Source organism: Streptomyces sp. NPDC046261 (assembly GCF_040646235.1).
In the GTDB taxonomy this organism is placed as follows: domain Bacteria; phylum Actinomycetota; class Actinomycetes; order Streptomycetales; family Streptomycetaceae; genus Streptomyces.
Genome location: NZ_JBEYZU010000003.1, coordinates 279,745 through 292,293, shown reverse-complemented (window position 1 = coordinate 292,293; position 12,549 = coordinate 279,745). Strand labels below are relative to the sequence as shown.

Here is a 12,549-nt window from a genome sequence, read left to right as displayed (position 1 = left end):
TCGATGAACGTGCCGACGGTCCCCGGAGCGCTCCCGCTGATCGGTCACGGCGCCCACTTGTGGTTCCGGCCCACGGCCTTCATGGCCGCGATGAACGAGCTGGGCCCCCTGGTCCGCTTCCGCCCGGGCCCGACCGCCTCCTACCTGGTCACCGATCCCGCGCTGCTGCACCAGGTGCTGGTCACCGGGGCCCGGCACGTCGCCAAGGGCAGGCTGACGGACAGCGCCGGCCCGCAGATCGGCGTCAGTCTGGTGATGGACATGAGCTTCGAGGGCATGACCCTCTTCGCCTCCCACCGCCGCCACCGCCGGGCCGTCCAGCCGGCCTTCCATCCCCACCGGCTCGCCGCGCAGACCGACGCGGTGGTCCGAGCGACCCGCGAGCGGCTGGCCCGCTGGTGGCCGGGGCGGCGGTTGCGGCTGGAGCGGGAGCTGCTGTCGCTGTCGAACGAGGTCAACGCGCGGGCCTTCTGCGGCGGGTCGGCCGGCGCTGTGTCAAAGGCCCTGGCCGGTGTCCAGGCACACCTCAACAGCGGCCTTTACTGGCGCTCGGTGGCCCCGCGCTGGACCGATGCGCTGCCCGTCCCCGGCACGGGGGGCTTCCGGCGGGAGCGCGACCGCCTGCGGACCGCGCTCCGTGCGGCGCTGCGCGAACGCCGTACGGACCCCGGGCGCGACGACGGCGACGTCCTGTCGGCACTGGCCCGTGCCCGTTACGCGGACGACGGAAGCGACTTGGGCGACGAGCAGATCTGCCGGGAGATGGTCTTCTACCTCATCGCCGCCGCACATGGCATCGGTGACGTGCTGCCCTGGGTCTTCCACGAACTGGCCGCCCACCCCGGCGCCGAGCGGCGGTTGCACCAGGAGCTCGACACCGTCCTGGCCGGTCAGGCCGTGGCCCCGGAACATCTGTCGCAACTGGAGTACACGCGCCGCACGCTGCTGGAGACGCTGCGGCTGTATCCGCCGGTGTGGCTCCTCGCGCGCCGCACCGTCGACGCCGTCGACCTGGGCGGCAGTCTGCTGCCCGCCGGTACGGAGCTGGTCTTCAGCACGTACGCGCTGCACCGCCACCCCCGCCACCACGCCGCTCCTCTGCGCTTCGACCCCGACCGCTGGCTGCCGGGCAGGCGGGCCGGGCTGCCACCGTGCGCCTACGTCCCCTTCGGTGCGGGGCCGCGCAAGTGCATCGGCGACCGGCTGTCGATGTATCAGATGCTGACGGTGGTGGCCACCATCGCCTCGCACTGGCGGCTGCGGCCGGTGCCCGGGGTGCGGGCGTATCCCCGCGCCCGCATCTTCCTCTCCCCCAGGTCGGTGGAGATGGTGTGCGAGCCGCGCCTCACCGGGCGGTGAACAGCACGGCCACCGTCAGGCACGCGCCGAGCAGGCCGCCGGCCCACACCTGCGCCCGGGTGTGCGCCCCCAACCGGACCCGCGACCAGCCGACGACCGCCGCCACCGGAGCCAGGAGGGCGCAGAGCGGGTCGACGCTCAGGACGAGCAGGGCGATGCTGCCGGCGGCCGCGCACGTATGGAGCGAGACCTTCCCGAAGCGCGTGCACAGCAGGAACGCCGTACCACCGACGGGTGCGAGAGCCGCCGCCACCAGCAGCTCGTGCGGCGCGCCCAGATGACGACACGTCAGCCACACGAGCGCGGCCCCGGCCGAGGCGCAGGCCAGGGGCAGCGGACGCTCGGCGTGCCGGCTCACGTCCAGGTCCGACCACCAGCCGCGCCGCACGCCGAAGGCCATCACGAGCACGCCCACTGCGCCGCACACCACGGCGGTCAGCCCCCATACCAGCCCGTCCGGTCGCGGCCAGGTGGCGTGCCAGCTGACGGCGCAGCCGGCGGTCACCGGGAGGACGGGAGGGGAGAAGCAACGTGCGGTGCGGCGGGCCAGCAGGTCCGCCGCACCCGTCGTGGCCATGCCGTTCCTCGTCACCATGTCGGGCATGAGCCTATCTGCCCCACAGACACGGACGTTCCACCCTTTCGAATGGTTTGAGGTGTAGGTGGCCGCCCTCCTGCCAACACTCTCCCCAGCTTGGAGGGCACGAGGTGAGGAGGCGGTATGCCTCGGACTGCCCGGACGTCGAAGTGGCGTATATCCATGGCCCGATGGCTGCTGCGCGGCGCCGTCCGGCTGCCTGAGAACGGAACGGACCTCCGACTGCCGACTGCCCCCGGTGACTCCCGGCCGCGGCACGTGGCCGTCATCATGGACGGCAACGGCCGTTGGGCCACCCGGCGCGGACTGTCGCGGGTGAGCGGGCATGAGGCCGGGATGCGGGCACTGTCGTCGGTGCTGGACGGTGCCCTGGAGGAGGGCATCGAGCACCTGTCGCTGTTCTGTTTCTCCACCGAGAACTGGAGCCGCCCGCACGCCGAAGTGACCGCGTTGATGCGACTGGCGGAAGGCGCGTACGACTTCTTCGGCGGCTACGTCGACCGCGGCATACGGTTCTGGTGGCAGGGATCGGAGGCCCGGCTGCCGTCCGAGGTCGTCGACGCGCTGCGCGAGGCCGAGGAGCGCACGCGCCAGAGCCGGACGATGACGGTGGTCTTCTGCTTCAACCACGGCGGACGCGAGGAGATCGCGCGAACGGCCGCGGAGCTGGCTCGCCGCGCCGTGACCGGGCGGCTGGATCCGGAAGCCATCGACGAATCGGTCTTCTCCCGGCATCTGCCGCTGCCGGACCTGCCCGACATCGACATGCTGATCCGCACCTCGGGCGAGCAGCGCATCTCCAACTTCATGCTGTGGCGCGCCGCGTACGCGGAGTTCTTCTTCGTCGACACGTTGTGGCCGGACTTCACAGGGGACCATCTGCGCGCTCTCGTCACGGCGTTCATGACGCGCAAGCGCCGTTTCGGCGCCGTCACGAGCGGATGAGGAACAGGGCGTCGCCTACCCGGCCCCGCGCGACCACGACCCGGTCCGCGGCCAGGGTCACTTCGGTCAGCTCCAGCGCGGGAGCGGCGGCGACGGGCAGGGGCAGGCCCGCGGTGACGCGCACCGGCAGGAGTCCGGCCAGCTTCCCGTCGAAGCGGGTGAGGTCCACCTCGACGGCGCCGGCCAGAGCGGCGTGCGCGATCCGCGCCGTGGTGGGGTGGTCCCCGGTGCGTACGGTCACGACGGCGCCGGTGAACGTGACGCGCTCCAGGCGGCAGCGCAGCACCGGGTGCCCGGGCCCTGCACGGCGGACGCAACGCGCGGGCCCGATGGCGGCGGTGCGCGCCACGAGGGTCACCGGGGCTTCGTCAAAACCGCCGGAACCGTCGGGGCCGCCGTTCGCGCGGTGCGCCGGCGGCCGGTCCGGGGACACCGGCAGCGCCCGGGCGTTCAGCGCCGTACAGGCCAGCAACGCTCCGGCGCATACGAGCAGCATCCGCAGGACCGGGCGCGCAGCCCTCACCCGGCGTCCCGCCCGGGCGGCAGCCAGGCGAACCCCCACACGCCGCCCGCCCCCGCGAGCAGGCTGCCGATCAGCATCCCGCCCGCGTTGCAGGTGACCAGGGCGACCAGGGCCAGGGCCAGCACGGTGATCCCGACCGGGGTGTGCAGGCGGGGATGGGTGAGCAGCATCGTCGCGGTCACGAGCAGCGGGACGCTGGTCGACAGCCCGGCGCCGGCCACGACACCGGCGACCTCGACGGCCGCGGGAAAGCCCGCGAACGGCAGCCACAGCAGCTCCAGGGCGCCCAGCACCGCGAGCACCGCGGCGCCCACCGGCCGCTCCCGCCGCCAGGCCGCGAACCGCCGCGACCTCACCTTCGCCAGAAGCGTCAGAAGCACTCGTGCCGGCCCGCCTTGATGCTCACGTCCACATCGCTCATCCGGAAGGTACCGGCCGTCGCCAGCCAGGAGGTGAACTCCGGCCGCTCCACCACCGCGTGACCGGTGGACGCCCCGACGCCGCCCTCAGGAAGCAGACCGACGCGCAGATCTCTGAAGGAAGTCTCGGCGCCCTTGACCCGGTCGGTGTTGATCACGATGCCGGTGGCCAGGACGGGCCGGGTCCGGCCGGCGCTGCCGCGCAGCGTCACGGGGCCGAAGGGCGTGGGCACCAGCAGGCTGGCGCACAGGCCCTTCACCCGGGCCCGTTCAGCACTGACCACCGCGATCGGATGCCGGGTGCCGTCGCGCTCCACGATCACATCCGTCCGCTGTCTGAAGGCGTCTCCCTCCAGCCGCTCGCCCGTCAGCTTGTACGCACCGCCGCTTCCCGCGGCGGATACCGCCAGCACACCGTTGGCGGTGGCCACCAGCAGCCCCCCGGCCAGCACGAGACCGGCGAGCGACGCCGCGACGAGCCGCCGACGGCTGACCCTGCGCCCGCTCTTCCTCCTCGTCCCCTCCACGCCCTGGCCAACGTCCGGCGGAGCGAAGAAGTGGCGGTGGCCCGACGGCGCCCGGGGGGCCACCGAGGCCGTATGAAGCACTGGGCAGCGCACGGACAACCCGCCGCGCCCACGGAAGTGACGCCCGCCCACCACCGTGCCCCATGGGGTGGGGACGCAACCGGCCGGGGCGTACCAGGTGCAGGGCCGGAGCTGTACGGCGGCGCCCGTCCTACCTACCGTTCCGGGTCGGGTCGCAGAGAGCGCCAGATCCGGTCGGGCAGGATGCGCTCGGCCTCTCTCAGATCGATGTCGTAGGTACTGGAGAGCCAGCGGCGGGCCGTCTCCTCGACCGGGCCCATGACCAGCACCTCGAGGACGGGGGCGGGCAGGTCCGCGATCTCGCCGGCCGCGATGCGCGGCTTCAGCCACTCGGTGATGGCCGCGAGCTTGGCCTCCTTGGCCGCGCGGATCTCCTCGGCGTGTGCGGCGAGATAGCCGGAGTAGGCGGAGGCGTGCAGGAACAGGGCGACGTCCCGGCGCTCCACCGTGAAGCGCAGGTAGGCCGTGACGAGCGCGCGCAGGCCGGTGCGGGCGGTGCGGGTGCGGCCCACCGAGGCGAAGATCTCGTCGCACAGCTGCTTCAGGCACCGGATGTAGAGACCGGCGGCGAGGCCGTCGAAGCTGCCGAAGTGGTGGTAGAGGCTGCCGAGGCTCACTCCGCTGGCCGAGGTGACCGCGTTGACGGTGAAGCCCTGCTGGCCGGACGTGGCGTACACCCGCAGCGCGGCGGTCAGGAGTTGTTCGACGGTCGCCTCGCCGCGCTGCTGCTTAGGGGACATCGTGCGGTCCCCTCGGCGCGATGACCGGCGCCCGGTCCGGGCGGGCCGTCACGACCGCCTTGGTGATTGCGTTCGGCATGCCGGCCAGCCTAGGACAGACGGGCGCCGGCCAGCCGGTCGGGCCGCGAACAACTGGAGGGATTTTATAGAAAACTGTTCTAGAGCTGGCTATGGTGCTGGGCATGACGAACCATCACGCCACACACTCGTTACCCCTCAAGTCCCGCTCCCACACCGGAGATGGACCGTGAGACGGGCAGCCGTCCGGCTCCTGCGCGCGAAGACGGCGGTCGTCGCCCTGGCCGCCACCCTGCTGACGCTGGGCGCGCCGTCCGCTCGGGCCGACGATCCGGCCCCGCCGCCGATGACCGACGGATTCGGCCTGACCCAGGTCGGCGCCGCCACCGGCACCCCCACGAATTTCGTGATCACCGTGAAGACGGACGAGGTATCCGGTCCGCACCGCATCCGGATCCTGCTCCCCCGCGACTACGCGGCCGAGCCCGCCAAGCGCTATCCGGTGCTCTACTTCCTGCACGGCGCGTCCGACGACCCGGGCAATCCGTACGTGGCCTACCCCGCCCTCACCGCGGCCCAGTCGATGATCACGGTCATCCCGGACGGGGGCCGCAGGGGCTGGTACACCAACTGGCTCGACCAGAAGACCGCCGCCGGGGCGCAGAACTGGGAGAACTTCCACATCAAGCAGGTCATCCCCTTCATCGACGCCAACCTGCGCACGGTCGCGTCCAAGCAGGGACGGGCCGTCGGCGGCCTGTCGATGGGGGGCTTCGGCGCCCTGCACTACGCCCAGCGCCATCCCGCGCTGTTCAGCGAGGTCGCCTCGCTCTCCGGCGCCAACGAACTCTCGCGGAACCACGCCGTCATGCGGGCCGCCGTCGTGGCCACGCTGACCAACATCGGTGCCCCGCTCTGCGGCACGTCCAGCCCCAACTGCAGCCTCAATTTCGGGCCCACCGTGTCCAGTGACGCGATCTTCGGTACGCCCTATCCGGTGTTCGACGCCGACTGGCGCTGGAACGCCGCGGACCCGGTCGCGCACATGGACGCGCTGGCCGGCATGGGCGTCTCGATCTACACGGGCGACGGCGGCGGCAACCCGGCCGAACCGGAATTCTGGGTCCAGTCGGCGGCGCAGCACGCCAAGGAACGCCTGGACGCGCTCAAATACCCCTCCCATTACGTGAACTACGGCAATGGATCCGGCTGGGGCACCGACTGCAAGGGCGGCCATCGCTACGGCTGCTGGGCGCAGGACCTCGTGGACTTCGTTCCGCGACTGGAGGCGGCCTTCGCCTCCCGCATACCGGAAAGGGCATGACCTATGACGTCATTACCGGCCCCGAGACGCTCGCTTCCCTGGGTACGAGCGGTCGCCGCTTTCCTGGTCACCTGCTGCGTCGCCCTGGGAATCACCGCCTCGCCGGCCACGACGGCCACCGCGCACGCGGCGGAGAACTGCGGCTCGCCGCTGAATTGCGTGAATTTCAAGTCCCTGAGCAACGGCCGCATGCTCGACGTGCAGAACGGCTCGGGCGGTGACGGCGCCATCATCGTCACCAACTCGGCGCCCGGTTACCACCAGTCCTGGCGTCTGAACATCGACACCTCGGACTCGTCCTTCAACATCGTGAACAACACGACGGGCAAGTGCGTCGACCTCAGCTGGCCCGCCCTGCGCCAGCAGACCTGCAAGGGCCAGAAGACCCAGAAGTGGTACTTCCAGCCGGTCGCCGGGGCCGCCCAGGATGTGTTCATGATCCGCAACGAGTCCGACAACTCGTGCCTCGACCTCATCGCCGGCGCCCAGTACGACGACGCGTGGACGGGCAAGTCCAACTGCCACGCCGGCGCCAACCAGCAGTGGACCGCTGCGGCCGGGGCCCGGGAACTGGCCGTGGACCACGGCGCCAAGCAGTGCCAGAAGAACACGTCCACCTGCACCTGGTCGACGAAGAACGAGGCCGCCGCGGCTCCCCTGCCGAAGGTCTGCGCCTCGTCCGTCTGGTTCAACAACACCGGCGGCCCCATCTCCCAGGTCTTCGCCGTGAACAAGACGACCGGCTGGCAGAGCAGCATCACGACCCAGATGAAGACGGGCCTGCAGAGCGGCGGCCTGTCGGAACTGGCGCTGAAGGTCTCCACGGAGATCTCCACCGGCCTCCAGCAGATCTGGTCGGGCTCGGAGAGCGTCAACAACCAGGTCACGGTGCCCGTCCCCGCCGCGCACTACGGCTGGGTGACCCTGTCGGTGCTGGCCAAGAAGGTGACCGGCACCTGGACGTTCGACGCGCGCGGACTGCCCTGGACCGCTGAGGACACCGTCACCGTCCCCCTCAAGGACGACCCCACCGGCGGCGCGACCCTCTACATCGCCAACACCAGCCCCACCTTCACCTCCTGCGCCTGATCCCACCTGTCGCCCTGCCGCCCGGCTCCGGCCGGGCGACAGGGCGGCGGCCTGCCCGGACCGGCGCCGTCTCGGTGCACCAGGTCAGGCCCCGGGCGTCCCGGGAGTGCCGGGGAAGAAGTCCACGAGGAGCATGTCCCGTATGCCGCTGCGGGCTCCGGCGGCGGGCCGGATCGCCGAGACGTCGTGCAGGACGCGGCGGTCGTCGAGGACGATGGTCTCCCAGGGGTCGGTGAGCAGCGCCCGGTGCACGGGCTGTCCCTGGAGGTCGTAGAGGCAGGATTCGGCGCCCTGTACGTCCTGGCGGCGGATCAGCACCTGGGCGACGTAGGCGTGGCCGTCCTGGTGGACGCCCTCGGGGGCCGGGCGGCCCTCGGAGTCGGCGGTGGCGGTCACGCGGATCTGGTGGACGCCGCAGGTGTCGATGCCGGCGGAGGGGCCGGGAAGGCGGCCCTGGAGGGTGCGGACGACCGCGCGCAGGGCGGGGCCGCCGGCCACGGCGTCGGACAGCGGGGCGAAGAGGCGGTCCACGCCGCCGTTGACCTTGTTCACCGCCTTGTCCTGGAAGAACGCGGCGTGCGGCAGCCGCTCCAGCCGGTCGCCGTGCAGCCGGAAGGAGCTGTAGCGGCGGAAGCGGTAGGGGGTGTCGGTGCCCAGGTAGGCGTCGGGCGGCAGGTCGTCCCAGGAGGCGGTGAACTCCTCGACGCGATCCGCGGGAACCGCGCCGAGCGCCGCGGCCAGCAGGTCGGGGCCGAAGTGGGCGAACGGCGGCTCGGGGAGCGCGGCGGGCCGATCCGCCGCGCGCAGGGGCGCTGAAGTCATGAAGTCCTTGCCTTCGTACAGGTCCTGGAGCGGGCCCGGGTCATGGGTTGCCCCCGCCCACCGCCCGCCGTGGCACGTTGCCCATCATGATCCTCGGGCGGGAGGAACGGCCCTGGTCAGGGCGTCGTATCCTCGCCATGCGGAGGTAGGGGGGATGAACGAACATGGCAAAACGGGACGCACGGGAGATTGAACCGGACCGGCTGGGGGACATCGAGCACCGTGTCTACGCCCACGCCGTCCGGACGCTGGAATTCCGGCCGGGCGACGTCTGCGCCGCTCAGGGCCTGGCGCCGAAGGAGGTGCGGGCGGCCGTCGAACGGCTCCTGCGGATGCGGCTGTTGCGCCACGCGCCGGGTGAGTCGGACGCCTACGCCGCGGTACCGCCGGACAGCGCCGAGATGCTGCTGCTGACCCCGCTGCTCGAGGATCTGGCACAACGGCGGCAGGCCATCGGCGACATCCAGGAGGAGTTGGCGCGGCTGGCGCCGCTGTACGAGCAGGGGGTGACGAACCGGCTGCGCCGGCACAGCGTCGAGGTGCTGACCGGCCCGGACACCGTCCGCGAGGCGGTCGCGGCCCTGTCGGGCGAGGCCACCGGCGAGGTCCTCGTATCGCAGCCCGGCGGGGCGCTGCCCGCGGAGGCGCTCAGGGAGTCGCTCGACCGCACGGAGCGGGTCCTGGCGCGCGGGCTGCGGATGCGCTGCCTCTACCAGCACACCGCCTGGTTCAGCCGGCACACCGTCGGCTACGTCGAGTACGTCACGAAGCTCGGGGCGGAGGTCCGTACGGTCGGCGACGGCTTCACGCGGGCCCTGATATTCGACCGGGCCACGGCGTTGCTGCCCCTCAAGGACGGTTCGCCGGGCGCCGTCGTGGTGCGGGAGCCGAACGTCGTGGGCTTCGTGGCGGACGCCTTCGAGCGGGCCTGGACGGGGGCCTCGCCGTTTCCCACCGAGTATGTGCGGGACGAGGTGCTGGCGGTCTCCGAGGACCTCAAGCAGCTCATCGCGCGGCTGCTGGTGGACGGCCAGGAGGACAAGGCCATCGCCCGCCGCCTGGGCATCTCGCAGCGCACCTGCCAGCGCCACATCGCGGAGATCATGACGCGGCTGGGGGCCCGGAACCGGCTGCACGCGGGCTATCTGCTGCACCGGCACGGGGTGCTGCCCCGTCAGGAACCCTCCGAGGAGGTCGGCGTCGGCCGGTCCGACGGCCTGCGACCTGCCTCTTCGACGGCCTCGTGATCCGGTGGCCCCGGTCAGGACGCCGGCTCGAGGCCCCAGGCGACGGCGCGTCCCGCCGCGGCCGCACGGTTGGGGACGTCGAGTTTGGCGAGAATGTGCTCGATGTGGGTGGCGACCGTGCGGGGGCTGAGGAAGAGGCGGTCGGCGATCTCGCGGTTGGTCCGGCCCTGGGTGAGTTCCGCCAGTACTTCCAGCTCGCGCGGGGAGAGGGCCGAGGGGCGGGCGACCGTACGGCACACCACGACCGTGCCGGCGGCCTGACGGGTCAGGTGCAGTTCGAGCGTCCGCTGCCGGTACGGCACCAGCACGGTGGCCGGCCCGGCCCGCCGGGCGGCCGCCCGCCGCAGCAGGGCGGCGAGCGGGGAGCCGGCCTCGGTGAGCCCGGGCAGGGGCTCGCCGCTCACCACGACCGGGGCGGCGTCCTCGTCCTCCGGCACGAGCACCGCGCAGGAACTGCCCACGGCGTCGCCGGGGCCGGCGGGTCCGCCGGAGGAACGGGGCCCGAGCAGCGGGTCGGCGACGGCCGCGAGGCATTCGCCGAGCAAGGTCATCACGGCCCGGACGGCCGGCTGGTCGCACCGGGACCTGGTGGTGCTGACGTTGAGGATGCCCACGTATCTGCCGTCCGCGGCGAACAGGCACTGGGCCACTCCGTCCTCCACCCCCAGGGGCTCGAGGAACTCGTGGAACCCCGTGGAGGTCCGCCGCACCGGGGCGGGCACGTCGTGCCACCAGCGCGTGGTGTCCGCCGAGTGCCGGATGAGCGAGAAGCCGGGGTCCTCGTGCAGGCGGTTCTCGATGTAGCGGGTGGCGCCGGCCGGGTAGCTGCCGGCCAGGGTCAGGTGCCGGCGGCGCAGCGGGTCCCACCGGGACAGCGAGGCGTGGTCGTGCTCGATCACCGCGGACAGCGCCGTGAGGACGGTGTCCGCGCCACCGGTCCCACGGGCGGCGCGGCGCGCGGTCTCCCGGACGTGCACGGCGGCGCCCAGCACGTCCGTGGTGCTCTGCTTCACTGTCATCCGTTCAGCATGATCATCGGGTGGCGGGGGGTCAAACGGTGAGTTCGTCGTGCACGACGTCGCCGCCGACGGCGGTGAACACGACGGGCAGGGCGGGGATGTCGTGCGGGTCGGCGGTCAGCAGGTCTCCCGCGAGCACGCACAGGTCGGCGACCTTGCCCACCTCCAGCGAGCCCTTCCAGTCCTCGGCGAAGTCCTGCCAGGCCGCGTCGACGGTGTAGGTGCGGAGCGCCTCGGCGAGCCGGATGCGCTGGCCGGGGCCGCTGACGCGGCCGCTGGCCTTCGACTCGCGCAGCATCATCGTGGAGACGCCCTGCCGCCAGTCGGGGAGGGTGACGGGCGCGTCGGAGCCGCTGGTGACGGTCACGCCGGCGTCGATCGCGTCCCGGTAGGGCCATTCGTACGCGGCCCGCTCCGGGCCGACGTACTCCTCCTCGAGGTCGGCGACGGTCCACTTGATGGTGGGGTTCATGGTGACGCCGAAGCCGTGCCGGGCCAGCTTGCGCATGCTGCGGGCGGTGAGGAAGTCGCCGTGGATGACGTAGTGTCGGACGTCGGGCCGGGGGTGTGCGGCGGCCGCGGCGGCGAAGGCGTCGACGACCGTGTCGATGGCCCGGTCCCCGGTGACGTGGACGCCGGCCTGGTAGCCGGCGGCGTGCGTGTACCGGATCATCTCCGCGATCTGGGCGACGCGTTCGTCGTCGGTGTCCCCGCCGACGCACAGGGAGCCGCAGCCGCCGCCGATGTACGGCTCGTGCATCCAGGACGTCTTGTTGACCGGGATGCCGTCGGCGAACAGCTTGACGCCGACGATGTTCAGACGGCGGGGGTCGGGGGACGGGGGCTCGTCCATGGCGGCCAGCGCCCGGACGAAGTCCTCGGCCGTGCTCGTCATGCCGGTGGGCAGGAGCAGCACGCTGACGCGCGCGGTCAGTTCGCCGTCGGCCAGCAGGCGCCGGTAGACGTCGAGCGTGCTGTGGGCGAGGGCGCCGCGCATGAGGGCTTCTCCGCCGGGTCCCAGGCCGGGCTCGGTGTAACTGGTGATGCCGAGCCGGGCCAGGGCGCGCAGGGTGGTCCTGATCGCGTCGGCCCGCACCTGCCGGGAGACGGGCGGCAGGGCCCGGTGGACGAGGTCCTGGGCGCCCTCGTAGAGGAGGCCGGTGGGTTCTCCCGCCGCGTCGGTGACGATGACCGACCCGGGCGGAGCGGGGGTGTCCCGGTCCACTCCGGCCCGGGCGAGCGCCGCGGAGTTGACCCAGGTGGCGTGGCCGGTGGCGGAGTACAGCAGGACGGGGTGGTCCGGGCTGACGGCGTCGAGGTCCTGGCGGGTGGGCTGCCGGGAGGGGTCGACGACGCAGTCGAGGAGGTACCCCGCGTCCCACCCGTGCCCGGTGATCCACTCCCCTGCCGGGGCCTGTCGGACCGCCTTCCGCACGGCCTCGGCCACATCGGCCAGCGAGGTGACGGCGGGGTGGGCGACGTCGAGGGACAGCGGGGGCCTGGTCATCCCGAAGGCGCAGCCGTGCAGGTGGGCGTCGTTGATGCCGGGCAGGAGGGTGCCGCCCTTGAGGTCGACGACGCGGGTCGCCGGGCCGGCGTGTGCCATGACCTCCGCCCGGTCCCCGACCGCGCTCACGAGGCCGTCGGTGACCGCCAGGGCGGAGGCGACGGTGAAGCGGGAGTCGACGGTCAGGACCGAGCCGTTGACGAGGACGAGGTCTGCCGGGGTGACGGGCAAGGTGCTGTCTTCCTCTCGGGATGCCGTGAACGGCTGTGCGTTGTGCGGCGGACCGGCCCCGCGTCCGGCAGCGGACGCGGGGCCGGTGATCAGCTACGGG

At 72.5% G+C, this 12,549-nt stretch carries 13 protein-coding genes; 5 read left to right on the top strand and 8 right to left on the bottom strand.

Features of this window, described 5'->3' with window-relative positions:
- Positions 1–3: 3 nt before the first annotated feature.
- Complete coding sequence (locus tag ABZ956_RS08130; protein ID WP_361888686.1) at positions 4–1,359, top strand: cytochrome P450; 1,356 nt, start codon at positions 4–6, stop codon at positions 1,357–1,359.
- On the opposite strand, the gene ABZ956_RS08125 is transcribed toward ABZ956_RS08130, so the two are convergent.
- Positions 1,346–1,936, bottom strand: a complete 591-nt coding sequence (locus tag ABZ956_RS08125) for a phosphatase PAP2 family protein (protein WP_361888683.1) — start codon at positions 1,934–1,936, stop codon at positions 1,346–1,348. The genes ABZ956_RS08130 and ABZ956_RS08125 overlap by 14 nt on opposite strands.
- Before the next feature lie 183 nt (positions 1,937–2,119).
- Here ABZ956_RS08125 and uppS point away from each other — a divergent pair, with 183 nt between their 5' ends.
- On the top strand, positions 2,120–2,902 hold the full coding sequence (uppS, locus tag ABZ956_RS08120; protein WP_361888680.1) for a polyprenyl diphosphate synthase: 783 nt from the start codon (positions 2,120–2,122) through the stop codon (positions 2,900–2,902).
- Here uppS and ABZ956_RS08115 read toward each other — a convergent pair.
- The 4 genes from ABZ956_RS08115 to ABZ956_RS08100 form a co-directional block, all read right to left on the bottom strand.
- Entirely contained in the window at positions 2,889–3,425 is a 537-nt protein-coding gene (locus ABZ956_RS08115) for a hypothetical protein (RefSeq protein WP_361888677.1), read from the bottom strand. The two genes, uppS and ABZ956_RS08115, sit on opposite strands and share 14 nt — an antisense overlap.
- Positions 3,422–3,805 carry a DUF6114 domain-containing protein gene (locus tag ABZ956_RS08110; RefSeq protein ID WP_361888675.1) on the bottom strand — a complete coding sequence of 128 codons (384 nt, stop codon included), beginning with the start codon at positions 3,803–3,805 and terminating at the stop codon, positions 3,422–3,424. Before ABZ956_RS08110 ends, ABZ956_RS08115 begins: the two co-directional genes overlap by 4 nt.
- Entirely contained in the window at positions 3,796–4,371 is a 576-nt protein-coding gene (locus ABZ956_RS08105; RefSeq protein ID WP_361888672.1) for a DUF6230 family protein, read from the bottom strand. The genes ABZ956_RS08110 and ABZ956_RS08105 overlap by 10 nt, the downstream gene beginning before the upstream one ends.
- 215 nt (positions 4,372–4,586) lie before the next feature.
- Positions 4,587–5,192, bottom strand: coding sequence for a TetR/AcrR family transcriptional regulator (locus ABZ956_RS08100; protein ID WP_361888669.1), 606 nt, complete (start codon positions 5,190–5,192; stop codon positions 4,587–4,589).
- A gap of 298 nt (positions 5,193–5,490) precedes the next feature.
- Between ABZ956_RS08100 and ABZ956_RS08095 the strand changes: the two genes are divergently transcribed.
- Positions 5,491–6,534: an alpha/beta hydrolase-fold protein gene (locus ABZ956_RS08095; protein ID WP_361889404.1), complete on the top strand. Its 1,044-nt coding sequence runs from the start codon at positions 5,491–5,493 to the stop codon at positions 6,532–6,534.
- Positions 6,535–6,537: 3 nt separating this feature from the next.
- Positions 6,538–7,623, top strand: a complete 1,086-nt coding sequence (locus ABZ956_RS08090) for an RICIN domain-containing protein (protein ID WP_361888666.1) — start codon at positions 6,538–6,540, stop codon at positions 7,621–7,623.
- An 84-nt stretch (positions 7,624–7,707) separates the two neighbouring features.
- On the opposite strand, the gene ABZ956_RS08085 is transcribed toward ABZ956_RS08090, so the two are convergent.
- Complete coding sequence (locus ABZ956_RS08085; RefSeq protein ID WP_361888663.1) at positions 7,708–8,445, bottom strand: 2OG-Fe dioxygenase family protein; 738 nt, start codon at positions 8,443–8,445, stop codon at positions 7,708–7,710.
- Positions 8,446–8,609: 164 nt separating this feature from the next.
- On the opposite strand from ABZ956_RS08085, the gene ABZ956_RS08080 reads away from it, so the two are divergent.
- On the top strand, positions 8,610–9,692 hold the full coding sequence (locus ABZ956_RS08080) for a helix-turn-helix transcriptional regulator (protein WP_361888660.1): 1,083 nt from the start codon (positions 8,610–8,612) through the stop codon (positions 9,690–9,692).
- Between the two features lie 14 nt (positions 9,693–9,706).
- Here ABZ956_RS08080 and ABZ956_RS08075 read toward each other — a convergent pair whose 3' ends face one another.
- Positions 9,707–10,711, bottom strand: coding sequence for a helix-turn-helix transcriptional regulator (locus ABZ956_RS08075; protein WP_361888658.1), 1,005 nt, complete (start codon positions 10,709–10,711; stop codon positions 9,707–9,709).
- 31 nt (positions 10,712–10,742) lie between these two features.
- Positions 10,743–12,449 (bottom strand): amidohydrolase, encoded by a 1,707-nt coding sequence (locus tag ABZ956_RS08070; RefSeq protein ID WP_361888655.1) that lies wholly within the window; start codon positions 12,447–12,449, stop codon positions 10,743–10,745.
- Positions 12,450–12,549: the final 100 nt, after the last annotated feature.